At 38.7% G+C, this 21,373-nt stretch carries 13 protein-coding genes; all 13 read right to left on the bottom strand.

Annotation, left to right across the window (positions count from 1 at the left end; translation table 11 throughout):
* Positions 1-60: 60 nt before the first annotated feature.
* On the bottom strand, positions 61-2,091 hold the full coding sequence (locus OIM59_RS02565) for a DUF4962 domain-containing protein (RefSeq protein ID WP_303894753.1): 2,031 nt from the start codon (positions 2,089-2,091) through the stop codon (positions 61-63).
* A gap of 6 nt (positions 2,092-2,097) precedes the next feature.
* A complete protein-coding gene (locus OIM59_RS02560; RefSeq protein ID WP_303894750.1) occupies positions 2,098-4,929 on the bottom strand; it encodes a family 78 glycoside hydrolase catalytic domain in 2,832 nt (943 codons plus the stop codon).
* A 10-nt stretch (positions 4,930-4,939) separates the two neighbouring features.
* Entirely contained in the window at positions 4,940-5,542 is a 603-nt protein-coding gene (locus OIM59_RS02555) for a YhcH/YjgK/YiaL family protein (protein WP_303894747.1), read from the bottom strand.
* A 6-nt stretch (positions 5,543-5,548) separates the two neighbouring features.
* Positions 5,549-6,403, bottom strand: coding sequence for a hypothetical protein (locus OIM59_RS02550; protein ID WP_303894744.1), 855 nt, complete (start codon positions 6,401-6,403; stop codon positions 5,549-5,551).
* Between the two features lie 188 nt (positions 6,404-6,591).
* Positions 6,592-7,992, bottom strand: a complete 1,401-nt coding sequence (locus OIM59_RS02545; protein ID WP_303894741.1) for a BNR repeat-containing protein — start codon at positions 7,990-7,992, stop codon at positions 6,592-6,594.
* Positions 7,993-8,035: 43 nt separating this feature from the next.
* The gene (locus OIM59_RS02540) at positions 8,036-10,438 is read right to left on the bottom strand and encodes a hypothetical protein (RefSeq protein ID WP_303894737.1); all 2,403 of its coding nucleotides are present in this window, start codon (positions 10,436-10,438) and stop codon (positions 8,036-8,038) included.
* 8 nt (positions 10,439-10,446) lie between these two features.
* Positions 10,447-13,179: an alpha-L-rhamnosidase gene (locus OIM59_RS02535; RefSeq protein WP_303894736.1), complete on the bottom strand. Its 2,733-nt coding sequence runs from the start codon at positions 13,177-13,179 to the stop codon at positions 10,447-10,449.
* A 29-nt stretch (positions 13,180-13,208) separates the two neighbouring features.
* Entirely contained in the window at positions 13,209-15,341 is a 2,133-nt protein-coding gene (locus OIM59_RS02530) for a glycoside hydrolase family 3 N-terminal domain-containing protein (protein ID WP_303894734.1), read from the bottom strand.
* A gap of 218 nt (positions 15,342-15,559) precedes the next feature.
* Positions 15,560-16,714, bottom strand: a complete 1,155-nt coding sequence (gene fucO / locus OIM59_RS02525) for a lactaldehyde reductase (protein WP_303894732.1) — start codon at positions 16,712-16,714, stop codon at positions 15,560-15,562.
* An 11-nt stretch (positions 16,715-16,725) separates the two neighbouring features.
* Complete coding sequence (gene rhaD, locus OIM59_RS02520; protein ID WP_303894729.1) at positions 16,726-17,517, bottom strand: rhamnulose-1-phosphate aldolase; 792 nt, start codon at positions 17,515-17,517, stop codon at positions 16,726-16,728.
* 47 nt (positions 17,518-17,564) lie between these two features.
* A complete protein-coding gene (rhaT, locus tag OIM59_RS02515) occupies positions 17,565-18,590 on the bottom strand; it encodes an L-rhamnose/proton symporter RhaT (protein ID WP_303894726.1) in 1,026 nt (341 codons plus the stop codon).
* Between the two features lie 4 nt (positions 18,591-18,594).
* A complete protein-coding gene (locus OIM59_RS02510) occupies positions 18,595-19,848 on the bottom strand; it encodes an L-rhamnose isomerase (protein ID WP_303894724.1) in 1,254 nt (417 codons plus the stop codon).
* 36 nt (positions 19,849-19,884) lie between these two features.
* Positions 19,885-21,363 (bottom strand): rhamnulokinase family protein, encoded by a 1,479-nt coding sequence (locus OIM59_RS02505; RefSeq protein WP_303894722.1) that lies wholly within the window; start codon positions 21,361-21,363, stop codon positions 19,885-19,887.
* Positions 21,364-21,373: the final 10 nt, after the last annotated feature.

Raw genomic sequence — 21,373 nt, 5'->3', positions numbered from 1 at the left:
ACGAAAATCCGGAATAAAAAGTTCCGAATTTCCGGACAGATGAACATAACAAAAAGATTATTAAATTATATCTATTGATATGTCTGAGTCTGTGAGAGTAATTAAATGTTTTTCACCCGAAGAAAAACTAAGTGTCCATATTATATCATCAGCACGTCGTTCTACTCCAATAGTTGGCAGTTCTTCTTTTTTAAAATATGGAATGACAATAGTAGTGAAACGCGGATTGACAGCTGTTACAGTAGAGCTGAGTCGTTTAAAATAATCCGTACAAAGGAAATCCCCTCCATTAACCTGTGCAAAGAATGTCTCACCTTTCATATCATCATTTACAACATTTATTTGTACATCGCCACTATATGTAAGTATCATGGCTTTAGCTCCTGAGGAAGTGGTAATAATTGCAGCTTTGCCTTCAGATGTTACTTTATGTTCCGGTTTAGTGATGAGTCGTGAGACGAATTCAACTTCAGACGCATCACGCATGGCTGCATCGTCACGGAAAATCACGTATGGTGAATATGGAGCGTTACGTACAAAATACAATTTTCTGTTCGAATAGTCTATACCTTCTTTATAATCGTATGCGCCTTTTGCCTCACCACGTACAAAAACTCCGTTTTCATCTTCACGGACTGTCTGAATCCGCCCTTCTGTCATACTGGCTTTAGGATTATAAACCTCGCCAAACTGAACAAACTGTTCCTTTCCGTCTATACCAAGTGTAGAATGGCAGTTGCTGTATTTCGGCCAATAAATAGGGTCGTTAATGAATGTTTCACCCAATGAATAGAACGTAAAAGAGTTTTCATCGCGGTGATTATGTCCATGATGAAAGTCATATCCTGATGTGAATGAGACATGAGCGTCATTTGTATCGTTCCACCCGCTACGCATAAAAACCCGTCCACTCTGAAAAACCTTCGTCAACGGAGTTTTTCCTACTTCAGGAGATTCTGTTGCTGTATATTTGGCATCAGGCAGGAAAAGGAAAAACCGTGTATAAGGCAATCCGTATGGGGCACTGAAATATTTACCTCGCTTTGTATAGCTTAAACCAAGATAAAACTTTGCCCTTTTCTCATAATAGTTCATTTCTTTCTGTCCGGGAATGTCTTCTGCAAACTTAAGCCATGCCCATAGCTGCTGTGGTTTATTGAAAAGCATTGCACTATATGCAACAGTCTCTCCTACAGGTGCGCTATAACTGTCGTTCAACACAGTCATACCTCCATCCGGAAGAAGATTCCAAAGAATCTGTTCACCAGCCTGACTTATCAGAGACTTATACTTCTCAAATAAATCATAACCTGTAAGATTCTTTAGAGCCTGGGTAAAAGGGAATGCGCCTCCAAAGCCGTATGAAAGGTAGTGATGTCCTTCTGTAACATAACCAGTCTCGTCGGCACAATATGTGTAGAAACCCTCTGTACGCTGTATGGCACGGTCAAGCCATTCCTGATGACTGCCTGTTACAAGAGCACAAAGTCCCAAGGCTCCGTGGTGTACAGAATTGTGATTGCACGATGTAGAGCCTTTATCAAAAGTTCCCCATACACCGGCAGATACGTATAGATACTTTCCGAACTTTTCTATCTCATCCAAAACTTCTGCCCTCTCTGAATCAGACATATATGGATATAGCATGTCATAACCTAGAACCACTCCCTGTGCGGCATCGGATGCCTGATGATGGTGTTCCCAATTCTTGTTATTATCAGGTTCTGTCTGGCGTACAACTGCCAACAGGACTTCTTTTGCTTTTTCAATGTATTTCTGCTCACCTGTCAGATAACCGGCAAGGGCTAAATTGAGGACATTTACCTGAACACCTCGACCCGCTATTCCAAAATACAGATGTTTGCTTTCATCCTCCAGAAGATATGGTTCTGTCTGAAGCGAGAGCATGGAATCGGCATCCTTTACTACCACTTCACGCATATCTTTAAGCCATTGTGTGGAGAGTGATTTTTCACGCATCTGCTGAACTTCATCCTGAGTAAACAGCAAACAAGGATGTTGAAGTTTTGCAGCCGATACACTACTGATACCGGCTGCTGCAATAAATATTGCTGATAAAAGTTTTTTCATTATGTGTTAATTCTTGGTTATAAGTTTATAATCGCCAGAACCTAATATAAGTATCTGATTTTCCGAATCATATCTTATAGAAGGAATATCTGACACTTGTTTACCATTGATTTTCAAGCTGCCATATTGTTTCTGAGATATACTGACATTAGCCTTGGTATTGAAAGGCACTGACACATTCAATACGAACTCATCACCTTTCTTTTCCCATGCAGATTTAATATTTCCATAAACTGTTGGCACTGTAACTTTGGCAAATGTCATACCCGAAGGTGAAACGGGATTGACACAGAATTCCTTATACCCCGGCTCTTGACGGCTGCTTTGCACTCCTCCAATCATTTCGTAGAAATATGCGGCAAAACCACTGTGCATAGGGTGATTAAGAGAGTTCGACAATTGTGGCATCATATCCCAGTAGAACTGGCGTTCAGGCCATGTGGTAAAGCCATAATTCATAATATAGGTCTGACTTGGGAATGTAGGTATAGTAAGTATGGTATGGGCAAGATCGCTAAACCCATGCTCGGCCAACACTGTATATATATATCGCATACCGTGTATTCCCACTGCATGATGCATTCCTTTTACAGCCTCAATATCGTATACCAGACCTTCGACTACATCCTTAATCTTATCTTCGGGAACCATGCCGAAACGGAGGGCCATAACGGTAGCGGTCTGACTGCCGTACCATAAGGCACCGGACAATGGTATGCGTTTGAGATATGCCTTATTGAAAGCATCAAAAAGCTGTTTCTGTTCTGTCTGCATCTTATTGGCATAATCATCATCACCATTCATTTTTGCAAAACGGGCCATTATACCCAGGACATCGTAGAAATAGGCATTGGCAGATATTACCGGATGACATTCCATTGCTGACGGATTATTCTTCCTATCCCAAAGTGGAGGACACCAGTCTCCCATACCATTCTGCATAATACCGTCTTTATCCTTAAATGTCAGGTAATACTCCATAAGTTCTTTCATGGTAGGATAGAACTCCTTAATCATTGAGTCATCTCCATAATGGATATAGTTATACCAAGGCAAATATACTGTAGCTACTCCCCAGTCAATAAGAGCGACATTTGATGTACGTTTACCGGGAGCAATCATAGTTGGAACACGAAATATTTTTCCGGACTTATCGCCTGCTTTAGACGGACGGCACTGAGTGCGTATATCCTGCATGTATTTCTTGTAGAAATTAAGCATATCATAGTTATACAAAGCGTATTCGCAAAATGCATGTGCATCACCTAACCAGCCACATTTCTCTCTGTGCGGACAATCTTCCGGAATACCATGTATATTATCTACAATTGTCAGACGGCTTATTGTGTCCATCTTATTATAAAGTGGTTCAGAGCATAAGAAACTACCATTCTGCTGTATATCTGTTGCAACAAGTACAGCCGTAACCATATCTTCAGCCGGCTTGCCTTCTATACCTTCATCGACTTTCGCATAACGGAATCCGTGGTATGAAAAATGCGGTTCCCATTCTTCTGTTCCATTTCTACTGAAAATGTAATTGAACCACTGTGCCATACCATTTGCACTTCCACCGGTAGAACCGGCAAATACATCCTTTCCATCTTGTGTCAGACACTCGTATGTACTGATTTTAAGTACATCTCCGGTCTTACCGTTCGCCTTAATCTTTACCCATCCGGCAATGTTCTTTCCATAATCGATAATCCATTTGCCATCTGAAGCCTTGAACATCCTTACTGGTTTTATTTCTTCAAGAACTCTGATAGGCGGCATATTCTGAGCGCTTACTTTCTTAATTTCAGGAGTTATAACAGAAGTATTTGTCCATTGAGAATCATTATAACCATTTCGGTTCCATCCTTCGATGCTGTAACGTGAATCATATATCTCACCGCCATAAATATTATCGAAAACTATCGGACCCGTTGAATTTTTCCATTCACCATCAGTCACAATATATTGGCCGGTTCCGTCTGTATATTCCACCTTAACAACCATTCTTGCAGCAGGTACACCAAAAGACAGGTTTTTATCTGCTTCAGGATTGTTTTTCCATGATAAATTCTGTCCATAGAAACCGTTTCCAAGGATTATTCCCAAAGTATTCTTTCCTGAAGAAAGATTCTCGGTAACATCGTATGCCACGTAATAGGCCTGTTTGTCGTAATTTGAAGGTGCCGGGTCAAGAACATGATCGCCTACTTTCTTTCCATTGATATAAAGTTCATAATATCCCAAACCACAAATATATGCACGGGCAGATTTTATCTCTTTATCCAGAAGAGCCTCGTTTCTGAAATATCCCACAGGCTGGCTTGTAACCATTACAGGTTCCTTCATTGCTCCTGTCTTGAATTCACGGAAACGATGTTCTGACTTTCTGGTATCATTGCTCAGAGTTATCCATTTTGCTTCATGCCACTGTGATTCGTCGTCCATAAGTCCTGTCTCAAACTTAGCCGGATCAGACCACTTGGAAGACTTGCCATCTTCATCCCATATTCTTACCATCCAATAATAAGAAGTCAAAGGTTTCAGATTTTTTCCTATATATCTCACAAAAGCCGATTGCGAAGACTTGACTTTACCCGATTTCCACATATCTGCTTTATGGGATGTGAGACGGTCGATATCAGTTGCGACTATTATCTCGTATGCAGACTGGCTTCTGTCAAAGCCCTCAGCCTGTACTATCCATGAAAATGTAGGATGAGATGTATCAACCGATATAGGAGACTCCATCATTTCGCATTTCAGTGACGAGAATTTCAAATCCTGGGCTGTAACAAAAGATACGCTTATTACAGCAATTAATATTAATAGAATTTTTCTCATTGTAAATATTTTATTTTATATAATCCAACTTTATGACAACAACCCTGATATTCTGGTCTTTCTTATCTGTCTGTATTTTCGCTATGTGCCAGTCGGATGGGAAAAACAGGAAGAAGCGTTCCGGAGTAGAATCTATAAACATTGCCTTTGACGCATCGTATGAATATCCTATTATATCTGGTTTATATGCCCTGTTAGGATATGAGGTCTCATGGTCCAGCAGAGCAAACCGTTCGGTGCCTTTCACTACGTACTGCAAGTCAATATGATGATAATGAGATTCTGTTCCACGCTTATTGAGAGGCTGATTCGAGCTATCTTCAATATTAGCCGTAAGTTCCGTTTCAGGAATCGGATACTTTCCTGCAGGAATACTAAGAAGGTCTGTATTTGCAAGCCATGCAAAAACGGCATTCCACTGTTTTTTATTCTTATAATATTGTGAATGAAACTCCTTTAAATCAGTACTTACATCCGGTAACGCTTTAAATCCATTGCTCCATTCTTTCTGAAGCATCCAATAAGTGTAATTGATAGTATTGCATTCGCAATGCTGAGAAAATAACTTACCTGTGGATATTAGAAGAATCAATATAAATACTATCCTTTTCATCGTTAACTAATTAGAATTTTCTTTATCAATATAATTAAGTAAAAAGTCCTTAACCTGTTGGGAAGTAGCTTCTTTCAGTCCCTTTTCTCCTGCACCTGTAATCCAATATATAACCATACCGGCATCAGAGCAATCAAACTTTCCTCTCTGAAATTTGACAACATCATCAGTTTCCGCCAGTTTACCTTGAAGCCATAATCCCTGAATACGGTCGTCTTCATGGTCACGAGCCCAATCCCAATCAGAAAGTTTGTTTTGCAGATTAATATTCTGGTCTGGAATGCGAACCTCGTGAACCCCAAAGTCAAGAATCTGTTGCCAAGTATAAAAATCACCTGAATCATCATTCGCCGGATGGTGGGTTACAACCTTGACAAACTTATGTTTTGACTTATCTGAAACACTCAATGCAAAACCTATTATATCAGGTTCACCTGCCTCTATAATCCATAAAGGTTCTTCAGAAGTTGCAGAGTTAATCGCGTCACGCAACTGACACACAGTTTCTTCAGTTTGCCATTTAGCATCATAAAATGTAATATGTTCAAACCCTCCCCATCTGCGGGCTGTAATGTCACAACTAAGCTGCATCATCAGATGACGCTCCTTTTCTGCCTCAGAACTAATTCTATCCGGCCGAACCAAATCGCAGCTGTGTGAATAATGTACCAAACGATATTCGAGTCCTGCGGCTCTTAAAAGAGCCAAAGTTACAGCAGTACCTCCCAAGTCGTCAGGATCGGGTGAATTGCCATCTGCAACAATTGCAATTTTTCCAACCGGTGGATTTACATTTATAGAATATAAATTACATATAGATAGGAACTGTAGTAAAAATATTGTAACTAACAGATGTTTCATGTAGGAATATTAAGATTAAACAATAATAACTTGCGACATTGATCCCGGTAACACTGTGAAAGATGTGAAAATAAATCAAACCTAATTCTTAACCTTTAATTATATTTTTATCCCTTTATTATGAAATTAGAATTACCGGAATCTGTCACAAGTTATGAGATATTTACGTTTTTAATTATGAGAAAAAATTATTTCAAACCAAATAGATACAACGGTACAACCGGGCCATCAGGAATGACTTTTGGAGCACTGCCACGATGACTTACTTTTTCTGTTTCCCATTTCAAAACATACTGAACACCATTGGATGCTCTATATGTATCATCATCCTTAATCTGAAGATTAAGTTCGGAGATTTCCTTCTGCTTTACGGCTAAAGGATACTGAGTGGTATATGTATCATTCTCGTTTACAAATTCAAACGTATCCGAATTTACTACATAGATACCTTTCTGTCCGGTTTCATTACTCCAGTCTATTACAAGATTTCCCTTTTCTGAGAATCCCACAAAACTGAAATTGCATCCAGGTGTCATTTTATCACCTCCACCAACGAACTTCCAACGGAATGTCCAGTCGCTAATCTTCTTAGACATCCATTTTCCATCAATGAATTTAGTCAAATATAACTGAGTGAATCCCTTCTCGTCGTATTTAGAGTAGGCAATAATAGGTTTCTTGTCCTTATCAAGAATCATTTTATATTTACCATTGTGCAAACCACCTTCAGATGGAACATTATCCACTATAACTTCTTTCATATCTGGAACCAAAGGTAATTTCACTTCCTTGCCCTCGATATTATACCAATGCTTTAAATCTTTCGACATTACGTATGAAAGCTGATGACATGACGCAACTTGGGGAGTCCATCTCCACATCCAAGTGATATGGGCTACCCCATCATTATCAATAGTCAGAGTATGATATGCGGAACGGGTTTCCTTTGTTTCAGGATTAATACCTCTGAAAAGAGCTTCGCTGAAGTATCTCTCCCAAGCCTTCTTCTCCACATTATATTTGTTGACGAAGATGTCTCCACTACCGCTACCACCTGAACGATAGACATAGAACAACTCGTTGTCGGCATTATTGAAAAAGTTTGGATATGTCACTCTCTGTTCGTCTTTCTCGCCAACCATATACTTCACCTGCTCCATTGACTGAACATCGTATGGTTTAGTACTGCGGAAATATATCATAGGAACCGCATGCATATTACCGGACACGTGAATATAACCTTCCTTGTCTATTCCTAAAGTCACAAGATTATGAGAATCCCATTCCAACTTGTTTGGTAATGTTTTCCTGTTCCAGTCCTTATCACCAATCTTTCTGCTGGCAACTGTCATCATTCTGTTTTTGTCATAATAAGCCACAAACTGAGTATCACCTACAGTTTTAAGATCAAAAAATACTCTGTTTGCTGCCCAAACTGAATCAACCAACAGTTTCTCGGTAATCTGTTTTTCCTTTGAAACGAACACCGGTTCCAATGTTTTTTCTGTACTACTACCGGTAAAATAATATAACGAACCTAATGCTGCAGCTGCAATGACGGCAGCTACCAATACTTTTGTTTTTGACATAATATTATATTTATTTGTTCAAAAATCAAGTTAGACACGACATTCAGAACTGTTTAAATACTTTTTCTGAGAAATCAGCCTGAACTTTATACTCCTTAAATGATAATTGCTTTCCCTTACCTATATACAAATAAACATTTGAATTACTGCCTATTCTCACTATACCAAAACGTCCTTCAAACTCAATTCCAAGTTTCTTGTCTATAAATTTACCATTATCACTATCCATACAGATGATATAATCTGTAATAGTATTTTTATCCAATTCAGTAACCACTTTCATACCTACAACTTTATCCTTGTAAGTCAACTGTTCAGTAGATACAATACTTGATTTTTTATTTCCTGACGGCTCAAAAGCAGCAACGAAAGGACGGTTCCATGCCTCTCCTTTTTGGCGGACCACCATCACCGGTGTATTCTTCTTTACATATCCATTCTTAGCTTCACGTGTAGGAGGAGCAATGGCTTTGGTAAATTCCTTTTCCGTACCTGCCGGGAAGAATACATGCATGTACTTATTGTCGTAATCTATATCAAACCTAACTTTAACTTCGTCAGAAACAGGCTTTGTAGTTTTTGTATCTTCAAAAAATCTCCATCCCGGTGATTTAACCACATCACCAATATCATTCTTATACCTGTCAGTGATTTCTACATCTATTGATTTACCATCACTACCTGCAAAAGAGACTCTGTCACCGACATTATGATAAATATAGTCATGAAATTTATTTTCTGACTTAGATTCAGACCTGAACATATCAAAATAATATCCTGTGGTATCACTTGTACGAACTACAGCCAAAGTACGTTCCTGAATACAATTATTTACAGTATCATTAAGATATTGCGTTGCAAAACTGAAGTTGTCTGATACAGGTTGCTGCAAATGTGCAGGTTCACATGCTATATTCTCGACTGTATTCTGCCATACATTAGCCTTTCCTTTCCATGAACCTTCGTCAAGACCATGAGAAGTGCCATTGACAACAACCGTATTATTACCGGCATATAAACGGAAATAGTGTTCATGAAGAGGAATCTGCCTTTCAGCAACGGTAAGTGGAAGACCGGCATTAGGTCCCATTACATATCCGGCACCATAAAGTTCCATCGCTATACCCGTAAGATGTGAATGAACATAATGTGCTCCACCAATTATACCACAAAGGCCATAATCCACATTGTCTTTTTCAACATAGTTTCTTTGAAGAGCTACACCGGCATGCTTAATAATCACAGTAGGAGTATAATTGAACTTTTCAACTTTCTTGTCTGGAAGATTATGTCCCCAGAACAACTTAAGATAACTTGCATTATCATATTGCTGGTTACTTATTTTTGGTTGTCTGCCACCTTCTGCCTCATACTTCTGCAATAAAGCCAACTCTGCATCTTTCTGAAGTGTCTTCAGATTATTACGTTTGGCAATATCCAAGATATATAGATAATTATATTCTGTAAGGTCAACAGTTCTCTTCGAATCTCCATAACGTACAAAACGTCTGTCCGGATTTCTCAGGTTTTCAAAAAGGAATGTACCCTCGAACACATGCATATTATCTGCTATTACATTCATCTCAGGTTTAATTCTGTCAACTATATTAAGAATTAAAGAGATATTAGGCATATAGCTATAACTTAATGATTCCGGCCATATACCCTGACTGGAAAACATAGGAAGTATGGTATGCTGAAAAGAAGACTGATGCCATGTTCCTTTGTTCCAGAATACATCGAACAGTCGTTCACGTTCTTTGTCATCCTCTATACAAAGGATTGAATATAATGCACCGGGAGCAGTAAGTATTGGATGGTTTGAGATTATGTGTCCATGTTTGTCAGGACGTCCATATTCCTGAAGTATATTACCTACAATATTGGCAAATGCTTTCTGTGAAACCGAATCATCATATTTTATGTGATTGCCTGAAGTCACATCATAAATTTCTGTCTTTCCTGAATTCAGATAATTGTATATGAAATCGTATGTTGTAGCCAACATATTATAGCATGTACGCGGATCATAAAACGAATCTCCCATTACCTGTGTTGTCTGTGGAATCAACTTGGATATTTTACTCAGGTAATACCACAAGACATCAGCAGAATATCTGGCATAAGACTCATCTTTAGTAATATAGTACAACATTGATGACTCTGCAATATTGGTCAACAAAGCATTATGCTTTGGCATATGTCCTCCTAATGCGGGTATTGCCCTATATAAAGAATCCGGATTTAAGAAATAATTATCACGAACTGAATCTACATTGTGTCGCAACTGAACATAAATATCATTTGCCCAATCATCATTATTTATTTTATCAATTAATGCCGGTCTTTCTTCCTCAGTAATCCAAATTACAGGGTGTTTTAATGTCTGTGCCCAGAAATTACAAACCGAACAAAACAATCCTACCGTTAAAAAAAATCTTTTCATCTGTTTATTCAATTGTTATATTTATATTCAATTTTATACATTCCAGAGCCTAATTTAATTATTACATTTTTTCCTTCTGCTTTAAAGTCTAAAGACTTATTGTTTACCAAAGCCTTATTATCTACCAATACGTCTGCAACTTTAGCATTTGGTAAAATTACTTTAGCAGATGTATTACATGGTATTTCTATCTCATAGTTAAAAATCCCTCTAGTAATATTCCACGAAGACAATATCTTGCCATACATGGTAATAAGTTCACCTTTAGCATAATTAAGCCCACCTCCGACATGAGGTGATAGTGTGAAGTATTTGTAAGCCGGATATTCAGGATTGGATTTTATTCCTCCAATATAGCTATACATCCATTCACCTATTGCCCCGTAGGCATAATGATTGAAACTGTTCATACCCATAGGATGGAAAGAACCGTCAGGCAGTATGCAGTTCCATCTTTCCCATATTGTAGTTGCACCTTTTGTTACCGGATACAACCAGGATGGATATTCTTTACGCATCAATAACATAAAAGCCAAATCATCCCGACCAATATCAGACAAAACGTTACACAATAATGGGGTTCCTACAAAACCTGTAGTAAGATGTTTGAACTTTTCCACATCCTGAGCAAGATAATTTGCTGCTTTTGGTTTAAGAGAATCAGGCAACATGTCAAAAGACAATGCCAGCAGATATGCTGTCTGGGTATGTGATACCAATCGTCCGTTTGGAGTGACAAACTCTTTAATAAAAGCACTCTTCACGTTTTCTGACAATTCAGCCCACTTTCGTGAATCCTCATGTTTTCCTATAATAGAGGCTATTTTTGATAACAGCATTGAGCTGTATCTGAAATAAGAATTGGCAATCAAGTCTTTTTCTGTTGTAGCTCCAGGATAATCTGACCTTGTTGATGTGAAAGCAAGCCAGTCTCCCCAATGGAAATCATTTTTCCACAGATAACTTTTACCAGCCTTTTTCGCCATGTATTCCACCCATTTTACCATGCTGTCATATTGTTCTTCAAGAATACGTATGTCACCATATACCCTATACATTGTCCATGGAACTATTATCACAGCATCTGCCCAGGCGGCACTTCCTTTTAATTTTGGAACTACGTCAGGTATTACAACGGGTACCCTACCATCTTCAAGCTGGTCTGCAGCCAGATCTTTAAGCCATTTGGTATAGAATGTCGCGACATCAAAATTATATGCAGCAGTCATACTGAATACCTGAGCATCGCCTGTCCATCCCAACCGTTCATCTCGTTGAGGACAGTCTGTAGGCACATCAAGGAAATTATCTCTCTGTCCCCATTCAATATTTTTCTGTAGTCTGTTCAATAAAGAATCAGAACACTCGAAATGACCGGTTTCTCTCATAGGAGAATGTATGGCAAGACCTGTCAAATCATCCTTGGGAAGTGGATTACGCAGTCCCTGCAAATGAACATATCTGAAACCATGAAAAGTAAAGTTCGGTTCATAAACGACTTCCGACTCATCTTTCAATATCAAATAGTCTGTTGCCTTAGCACTTCGAAGATTTGCTGTATAGAAATTTCCTTCATTATCAAGGACTTCGGCATACTTCATTACTATAGTATCTCCCGGAAGTCCCTTAACTTTCAGACGAATGTTACCGACTATATTTTGTCCCAAATCTGCTATTAATTCCCCTTTAGGAGAAATAAACACATCTATTGGTTTAAGTTCCTTTATAATCTTAGGAAGTTCATTAACATTGGCTACAAGATTGTCTTTCGTAACATCCAATAGTTCTACTTTATGCCACTCTCCGTCATTGTAATCAGCCAGATTCCAACCCGTAAGTTCTTTGTTCAAATCATAACATTCTCCATCATAATGATCTGACCACATAATCGGTCCGTAAGACCATTTCCAATCCTTATTTGAAGTTATCCATTTTTCAGTACCATCTGAATATATAAGATGCATCATAAAAAGCAATCCCAACCGATTGCCATAATATGCCCTGTCGTTCTGCCAACCCATACGTCCGCGATACCATCCGTCGCCAAGCATAACACCTATAGCATTATCTTTATCCAACATTTCCGTTACATCGTATGTCTGGTATTGTAAACGTTTATGATAACTTGTCCAACCTGGACCAAATATATAATTGCTTACTTTTGAACCGTTCAAAAACAACTTATACGTTCCTAATGAAGTTATATAGACTCTTGCCTGCTTAACTTTCTTCTCAAGATTAAAATCATAACGATAGTATTGTGAAGGAAGTGAAGTTGTTATTTTACCTTCATCATGTACTGAAATCCATGATGCCCTATTCCATTGTCCATCATCCATAACTCCGGTCTCCCATGTTGAGGGTTCACTCCAAGATGATAACTTTCCTTTATTATCCCATATTCTTACAGTCCAATAAACTTTCTTAAAAGATGGTATTGGCTGACCTTGATATTGAACATGAATAGAAGCAGAAGACTCAACCTTTCCTGAATACCATAATAAATTATTGTTTGCTTTAAGATCTTTTTCAGAATATGCGACCTTGATTTCATACGCTTTCTGAGAAATATTGTGTTTATCAGATATCAGCTTCCAACTGAGCCTCGGCGTTTTTATATCTATTCCTACTGGATTATGCATATACTCGCAAACCAAGTCTGTAACCTTGGTTTGCGATGATGCATGAACAGCTATAAAACATGTAATAAAAACCAAAAATAATCTTGATTTGCCAATCATAAATAAATATTATTGTTACCTATTGAAAACTATTTTACAGTCAATACAATCTGTTTAAGATCCTGCTCACGAGATGATGAGCCAACAAATATTGTAAATGTTCCTGGCTCAATTGTCTTTTTCATATTAACGTCATATAATTCAAATTTATCAGGAGTGAGCTCAAATTCTACTGTTTTGGTCTCTCCTTTCTTTATATGTACTCTATCGAAAGCCTTAAGCATCTTATTATATCTGCCTACAGAAGCATAATCATCTTTAATATATACCTGAACTATTTCGTCACCATCATACTCACCAATATTCTTAACGTCAATCTTAAGTTTTACACTTTCACCGGCCTTTATTCTTGATGAAGATAACACAGGCTTTGAATATTCAAATTTGGTATAACTCATACCATAACCGAAATGAAATAAAGGTTCTTTGGAAGAATCCTGATACTGACCTTTACCTGAACCTACAAAATCAGGCTTCTGCAAATATGTTACAGGAAGTTGTCCTACATTTCGTGGGAAAGAAACTGTAAGCTTTCCACCCGGATTATAGTCTCCAAAAATAACATCTGCCAAAGCATCACCGGTACGCATACCAAGATACCATCCTTCAATCAAAGCATCGACCATTCCTACTTCTTTCTCAATATCCAGAGGACGACCATTTATCATAATCATAACAATAGGTTTGCCTGTTTTTGATATTGCTTCAATTAATTCACTCTGTACACCTACAAGATTTATATCATCGCGGTCGTGACCTTCACCACAAGTCAACGAGCAACCTCCAACTGCGAGAACAACAACATCCGAATTACGCGCAGCATTTACAGCCTGTGAAAATCCTGCTTTAGAATTTGAAAAGAAGTCACAACCTTCTGCATAGTTTACTTTAACTTTATCGCCAACTTTATTCCTGATTCCTTCCAGAACAGATGTATAATAAGGTGGCATACCGGAATAACTTCCAGTCTGAATATATCTGTTATTCCTTATGGTTTCTGAAGCATTAGGGCCAATAACAGCAATAGACTTTATTTTCGATTTATCCAAAGGAAGAATATTATTATCATTCTTTAGTAGAATAACTGCATTACGGGCAACATCAAGTGCACATTGCTGCGCTTCTTCGCTACTTTCAACAATCATATCATTTGAAATTGCAGGGGCACTTTCAAACATACCAAGACGATATTTTGCAGTAATGATACGCTTAACATTAGCGTCAACATATTTCATTAAAGATCTGTCTTTAAGAATAGTATCTTCCAGGACATCCATTGTATAAGAAAGTTGATCCGGATTTTTTCCTATAACCAATTCCATATCAACACCGGCTTTCATAGCCAAAACGGCAGCCTCTGTTTTGTTGCTGGCAATCTTATGCATTGTCCGTAAACGTCCAACATCTGTGTTATCAGATATAAGAAAACCATCAAAGCCCCATTCCTTGCGCAATACATCATTAATCAGCCATGAATTAGCATGACATGGTACACCATTTAAATCCTGATGTGCCGGCATCAAACTTCCAACTTTAGCTTCCTTTACAGCAGCCTCAAAAGAAGGAAAATGAATTTCATATAATCGACGTAAAGACACATCTGAAAAGGCACCATTTAATCCTGTACGATTTTCCGGATATGCAACAAAATGTTTGGCTGTGGCAATTATATGATTCTCATCCAAATATTCATCTCCTTCTCCTTGAAGACCTTTTATAAAGGCTACTCCCATACGACTAACCAAATAAGGATCCTCACCATATGATTCTTCAATTCGTCCATATCGTGCATCTCCTATGCTGACATCCAGATTCGGAGAATAACAATGAGTAACACCAATCCCTCTTGCTTCTTTAGCTATATATGATGTCATTTTTTTTATCAACTCAGGATTCCAAGTAGATCCTAAAGCTATAGCCTGAGGGAAAACTGTAGCGCCATCCAACCATAATCCATGCAGGCATTCACTATACATCATTCTTGGAATGCCAAGTCTTTCATTATATGGAGCATCCTGCACCATTTGCTCTATTTTTTCATCAATGGTCATTCTTGAGACAATATTCTCAACGAATTCATTCTCTTGATTTACCTTTTCTACTTTACTTTCTGTACAAGCAGAGAGCAGGATCAAACTCACTATTAATACCGTAGTTTTCATAATACTTTATTAAACATTTATTTTGATAACAAATATCAGAAGTAATAAAGTCTTTTACGAATACGATACGGGCAAAAGATAGAAAATATCACTCAAATATGTACAAATCATACACTATGAACGAAAAATACATATAGTTATAAATATAAACACAAAAAAATCCCGCAAAGAATAAAATATTCATTGCAGGATTGATAAACAAACTAATATGGGTGTAATTACAAAGTCTTCTTGTAAAGTTCAAGGATTATCTCTTCTGTCACCTCACGCGGATTACCAGGAGTACATACATCTGCATATGCTGCCCTCGCAAGGCGAGGAAGATCTTCAGCATTAATTCCCAATTCTGAAAGATGCTGAGGTATTCCTACACGTACTGACAATTCCTTAACCGCTTTGACAGCTGCATCTGCAGCTTCTTCCTTTGTCATTCCGGCTGAATATACATTCATAGCCTTGGCAATATCAACATACTTATCCAAGGCGGCCGGAGCATTGAATTCCATAATTGTTGGCAATAAAAGTGCATTCGCCACACCGTGAGGTATATCGAAGATTGCTCCCAATGGATGAGCCATACCGTGTACTACTCCCAAACCTACGTTAGAGAATGCCATACCGGCTATGTACTGTGCAACAGCCATACCATTACGTGCTTCGGCATTATTTGGTTCATTCACTGCTGTTTCAAGATAGCGTGCTATCATCTCGATCGCCTTGATTTCAAACATGTCACTCATCTCCCATGCACCTTTAGTGATAAGACCTTCGATGGCATGAGTCAAAGCATCCAAACCTGTTGCTGCTGTCAGACTCTTTGGAAGAGTGTACATAAGTTCGGCATCGACTATGGCAATAGCAGGGATATCATTAGGATCGACACAAACCATCTTCTTGTGGTTTTCCTCGTCAGTAATAACATAGTTGATAGTAACTTCTGCAGCTGTTCCAGCTGTAGTTGGAAGGGCTATGATAGGAACTGACTTCTTCTTTGTATCGGCAACTCCTTCCAGAGATACTACATCGGAGAACTCAGGATTATTGGTTATGATACCAATAGCCTTGGCTGTGTCCATTGACGAACCGCCACCAATGGCAATAATGAAATCAGCACCTGAAGCTGCATATGCTGCAAGACCAGCCTTAACGTTAGAAACCGTAGGATTAGGTTTGATCTCGCTGAAAACTTCGTATGGGATATTGGCATTACGCAAAACTGATAATACTTTATCGGCAACACCAAACTTTATCAAATCCTTGTCTGTTGCTACAAAAGCCTTTTTCAAGCCAAGACGTGATGTTTCTTTTGGAAGAACTTCTCTGGCTCCGGGACCAAAGTAAGATACTTCGTTCAATACAAATCTATTTACCATAACAATGAATTTTACAGGTTAAACACTCGTTTAAGTTCGTCCATTTGTTCGTCTGTCATTCCTTTTGGTACAAATCCCATTGAACAAGCAGACTCATAGATTTTGGCTGATTTTGATAATGTATCTATCATATCGAATGCCTCAATCAAATCCCCACCAACAGCTACGGCACCGTGTTTTTCCCACATTACGACATCATATTCGTCAAGCTGTTTGATAGTTTCCTCTGCAAGGACTACCGAACCTGGCAACTGATATCTAGCTATTCCTAAACCTTTCGGACAGAAAGCACGTGTCTCCGGTATCATACTCCAAAGGATCTTGCTCAATACATCTTTCTCTAGGAAAGCCGGATTATGAGTCATAGCTACAAGTTCTATAGGGTGTGTGTGAACAACGACCTTATTATTTCTACCTTTTCCGATAAGATAGTCATGTATCATCAAATGTGAAGGCAATTCTGAAGTAGGACGTATATATTCTTCTGCAATGATGTCATAATATGTACCGTCAGCAGATATACGTATTATTGACATATTTTTCATCGGATTAGAATGTACATAACGCATTCTTTTACCTGTACCTGTCACTATAAAATAATTACTGCACAAGTTCTTTACAGGCTGAGGAAGTACAATTGCTTCTCCAAGTGGTTTGAGGGAAGTAATTGCCTCATCCACTACATCTGTAATATTATAAGATATATTACCACCATTACGTTCAGCCCATCCGCGTTCCCAAAGGTAACCGGCTACTTCAGCTATCTGAGAGATAATTCCTGAAATTGAATTGTTGTAAACCATCGTTAAGTTATAATTAAATACTGTTTAAACATCATTTTAATAATCTTCTATACCAGCGACGAGAAGAAGATTGAGAATATCAAAATCAATAAACCTATACCTAAAGTAACAAGAGTCTTGCGGTCTGCCCCTGCCCATTCGCGCAGGATAATTCCCCATAAATTTGAAAAGACAACATTAAACGACATAAGTATGCTCCAAGCAAATGCCATAAGGACAGCATTGTCAGTAAAGAAGCTTTTACCCATTTCCAGACCGAAGAACTGTGAATACCATAATACTCCTGCAAGCATGCAGAACAACACATTGTTGATAAACTGTGAGGGAGAGACCTTGAAATAGTCTTTTGTTGTTCCATTCTTTATATTCTGCCAGAAACAATAAACTGCATTGGTAAGGAAACCACCAAAAGTAACCAACAGAATGACCGGTAATCCGGCATAAAGAGGATTGACACCGGCTGATAAGGCAGCCTCCTTAATAGAAGTTCCAGCATCAAGCCCAAGTGCAAAACATGCACTCATAACTCCTGCTAGAAGAGCTACAAGAAGTCCCTTGGTAAGGGCAAAGTCTTTAACTGCCGCTTTCTTTTCTTCTTCACTCATTGACTGCGAACGAAGAGAACCACTATAACCGATAACAGCTATACCGGCAAGAGTGATACATACACCTAAAAGAAGTACAAGTCCTTCGCCATGAAACAAATCAGTACCGGCCATAAGAGTAGGGAACAACGTACCGAAAGCTGCACATGTTCCTAAAGAAATAGACTGTCCCAAAGCCACGCCAAGATAGCGCATACTTAGCCCGAATGTAAGTCCGCCTACTCCCCACAACACTCCATATACTATTGCCTTCAGGGCTCCTCCTGACGATAGTAACGAAAAAAGGAAACCACCCTCGGGCACCGCCAAGAGTGCTCCGAGAAGTGGAAATACCAACCAGGCAAATATGCCTTGTACCAACCAGAAGTTTTCCCATTCCCAAGATTTGATTTTCTTGATTGGAACATATGAACTGGACTGGCCAAAACTGCCTATGGCTATTATTAATAAACCTAATAAAACATCCATTTTATCAACGTTTTGAAGTAACTTCAGCTTCGTACTTTTCGACTTCTGCTATAAATTCATTGCCTACAGGCACCCCATTCTTCAGGCAGAACATGTCGTAAACTGCATTCCAAGGCAATGCCTTAGCTTCTTCAAGAAGAGCCAGACGCTGGAATCCCATATCATTAGCTTCATATCCACGAAGTTTAGCCAATGGTTCAAGCAATGCACGTACCATACTCTTCTGTGCAGCACGGCTACCAATCACATACGCACCTATACGATTGATTGAAGCATCGAAATAGTCGAGACCGTAATGAACTCTGTCGAGAGCGTCACAACGAACGATTTCACTGAACAAATCAAGTGTAGGATCGTCCATTATAGTTACATGGTCTGAGTCCCAACGAACAGGACGGCTTACATGAAGCATCAGTTCTGGAACATAAAGCAAGAGAGAAGATACCTTGTCTGCCACGCTTTCTGTCGGGTGAAAGTGCCCAGTATCAAGAGTTACCATTTTATTGTTCTGTGCTCCATAAGCTACATAGAATTCATTTGAACCTACAGTGTAGCTTTCAAGTCCGATACCGAACACTTTTGATTCGATACAGTCCTTCATGTTCTTGTATTCAGTTGCGAAAATCTCGTCAAGAGAGTTCTTGAGGTTTTCACGATACTTCATACGGTTTACAGTAATATCCTTGCTACCGTCGTGTACCCATACGTTCATGATACATGGATCGCCCTGAGCCTTACCCATATCTTCCGCAATGGCACGACAACGCTTGCTGTGTTCAATCCAGAAATCACGAATACCCTTGTCTGGATTTGAAAGTGAAAGGTTTCCGCTCTTCGGATGACCGAAACATGTAGTGTTGAAGTCAAGCTTCATATTGTTTTCCTTACCCCATTCTATCCAGCTCTGGAAATGAGTTGTGTCAACTTCATCACGGTCTACTACCTTACCCTGGAAATCACCATATATTTCGTGAAGATTCAGACGGTGTGTTCCCGGAATCATTGATTTAGCCTTTATGATATCAGCACGAAGTTCGTCAATGTTTCTTGCCTTTCCAGGATAATTACCTGTAGCCTGAATTCCTCCGCTAAGCTGTCCTGCCTGTACTTCAAAACCGGCTACATCATCAGCCTGCCAACAATGAAGTGAAAGGTGGAAATTCTGCATCTGTTCCAATACTTTGTCTGTATCTACACCTAATGCTGCATAACGTTCTTTTGCAATCTCGTACGATTTTACAATTAATTCTTCTTTCATGGTTTTTAAGTTTATAAGTTTATGATTTTTATTTTATTACTTGTTTATGATTTCCAGATACTTCTGATATGCTTCACTCCAGCTTTCTGAATCCATAGGATTATATATGGAAAGCTCTACGTTTGCTGAAATTACATTTCTCATTTCCTGAAGCGAATTTACAATTCCGGCAGCTTTAGCCTGTAGCATGATATTTCCTACAGATGAAGCCTCAGCAGGGCCTGCAATAACAGGAAGTCCTATAGCATTTGAAGTAAACTGATTAAGAAGTACATTTCTTGAACCTCCTCCTATAACATGAAGTTTTTCAATGGGATTCTCTGCCAATGTATTGAATACATCAAGTATCTCACGATATTTCATTGCAAGACTCTCGAAAATCATTCTTATATAAGCTGCATGAGTCTGAGGTGCAGCCTGTCCTGTTCTTTTACAATATTCATTGATAGCCTCTGGCATATCTGCAGGATTGACAAACAGAGCATCATCAGGATCGATAAAGCATTTGAAGCCCTCTGCTTCGGAAGCCATCTTTACCATTTCAGGATAAGAATATTCTATACCGTCCTTCTTCCAGCGCTTCAGACACTGTTCCACAATCCACATACCAGTAATATTTTTAAGAAGCCTGATTGTGCCGTCCACACCTCCTTCATTTGTAATATTGTATTCAGTAGTTTTTTCATTTACCACCGGATGTTCTGTTTCAATACCCATAAGTGACCATGTACCTGAACTAAGATAAGCAAAGTTTTTATCCAAGGCTGGGATTGCAGCAACAGCTGAAGCTGTATCGTGTTCTGCCACAGCAACAACAGGAACAGGTCGTATTTGGAGTTCTTCGGCCAGTTCGTCAGTAATATTTCCAATCACAGTACCAGGCTTTACAATAGAAGCCCACTTTTCTCTATCTACTCCAACACTCTTAAGTAACATATCATCCCAGTCTCTTGACTCCGGATTTAACAAACCTGAAGTAGATGCTATGGTATATTCTGTAACTTTCTTTCCTGTAAGCATATAGTTCAACGCATCTGGAATAAAAAGTATTTTATCTGCGTTCTGCATTGAATTACATTTACGCCCATTCATCACATAAAGTTGGAAGATTGTATTGAAATTCATGTGCTGTATGCCGCTGCGCATATACACATATTTAGAACTCATCACTTTATCGAAATATTCTTCTTTCTTTCCTATAGTCTGTGGGTCTCTGTATGCGTATGGTATACCACACAATTCTCCATCGGGACTTACACATACGATATCCACTCCCCAGGTATCAATACCTGCAGATGTTACAGGAACTCCCTTACGGGCTACTTCCGAAAGTCCTTTCTTCAGATTTTCATACAATGAATAAATATTCCAATAGAAATGTCCGTTCCACTGCAACATTTGGTTAGGGAAACGTGTTATTTCTTCTAAGGTTAGCTTCTCTCCTTCCAGTTTTCCCAGTATGGTTCTGCCACTTGTAGCACCTAAATCGAATGCGATAAAATAGTATACTTTCATAAAAACAATG

This window comes from Bacteroides mediterraneensis (genome assembly GCF_025993685.1).
In the GTDB taxonomy this organism is placed as follows: domain Bacteria; phylum Bacteroidota; class Bacteroidia; order Bacteroidales; family Bacteroidaceae; genus Phocaeicola; species Phocaeicola mediterraneensis_A.
This window is presented reverse-complemented; position numbering and strand designations above follow the sequence as displayed.

Excerpts from the sequence above, each read along its gene's own strand:
- OIM59_RS02565 (WP_303894753.1), bottom strand. The coding sequence starts at position 2,091 with ATGAAAAAACTTTTATCAGCAATATTTATTGCAGCAGCCGGTATCAGT.
- OIM59_RS02560 (WP_303894750.1), bottom strand. The coding sequence starts at position 4,929 with ATGAGAAAAATTCTATTAATATTAATTGCTGTAATAAGCGTATCTTTT.
- OIM59_RS02555 (WP_303894747.1), bottom strand. The coding sequence starts at position 5,542 with ATGAAAAGGATAGTATTTATATTGATTCTTCTAATATCCACAGGTAAG.
- OIM59_RS02550 (WP_303894744.1), bottom strand. The coding sequence starts at position 6,403 with ATGAAACATCTGTTAGTTACAATATTTTTACTACAGTTCCTATCTATA.
- OIM59_RS02545 (WP_303894741.1), bottom strand. The coding sequence starts at position 7,992 with ATGTCAAAAACAAAAGTATTGGTAGCTGCCGTCATTGCAGCTGCAGCA.
- OIM59_RS02540 (WP_303894737.1), bottom strand. The coding sequence starts at position 10,438 with ATGAAAAGATTTTTTTTAACGGTAGGATTGTTTTGTTCGGTTTGTAAT.
- OIM59_RS02535 (WP_303894736.1), bottom strand. The coding sequence starts at position 13,179 with ATGATTGGCAAATCAAGATTATTTTTGGTTTTTATTACATGTTTTATA.
- OIM59_RS02530 (WP_303894734.1), bottom strand. The coding sequence starts at position 15,341 with ATGAAAACTACGGTATTAATAGTGAGTTTGATCCTGCTCTCTGCTTGT.
- fucO (WP_303894732.1), bottom strand. The coding sequence starts at position 16,714 with ATGGTAAATAGATTTGTATTGAACGAAGTATCTTACTTTGGTCCCGGA.
- rhaD (WP_303894729.1), bottom strand. The coding sequence starts at position 17,517 with ATGGTTTACAACAATTCAATTTCAGGAATTATCTCTCAGATAGCTGAA.
- rhaT (WP_303894726.1), bottom strand. The coding sequence starts at position 18,590 with ATGGATGTTTTATTAGGTTTATTAATAATAGCCATAGGCAGTTTTGGC.
- OIM59_RS02510 (WP_303894724.1), bottom strand. The coding sequence starts at position 19,848 with ATGAAAGAAGAATTAATTGTAAAATCGTACGAGATTGCAAAAGAACGT.
- OIM59_RS02505 (WP_303894722.1), bottom strand. The coding sequence starts at position 21,363 with ATGAAAGTATACTATTTTATCGCATTCGATTTAGGTGCTACAAGTGGC.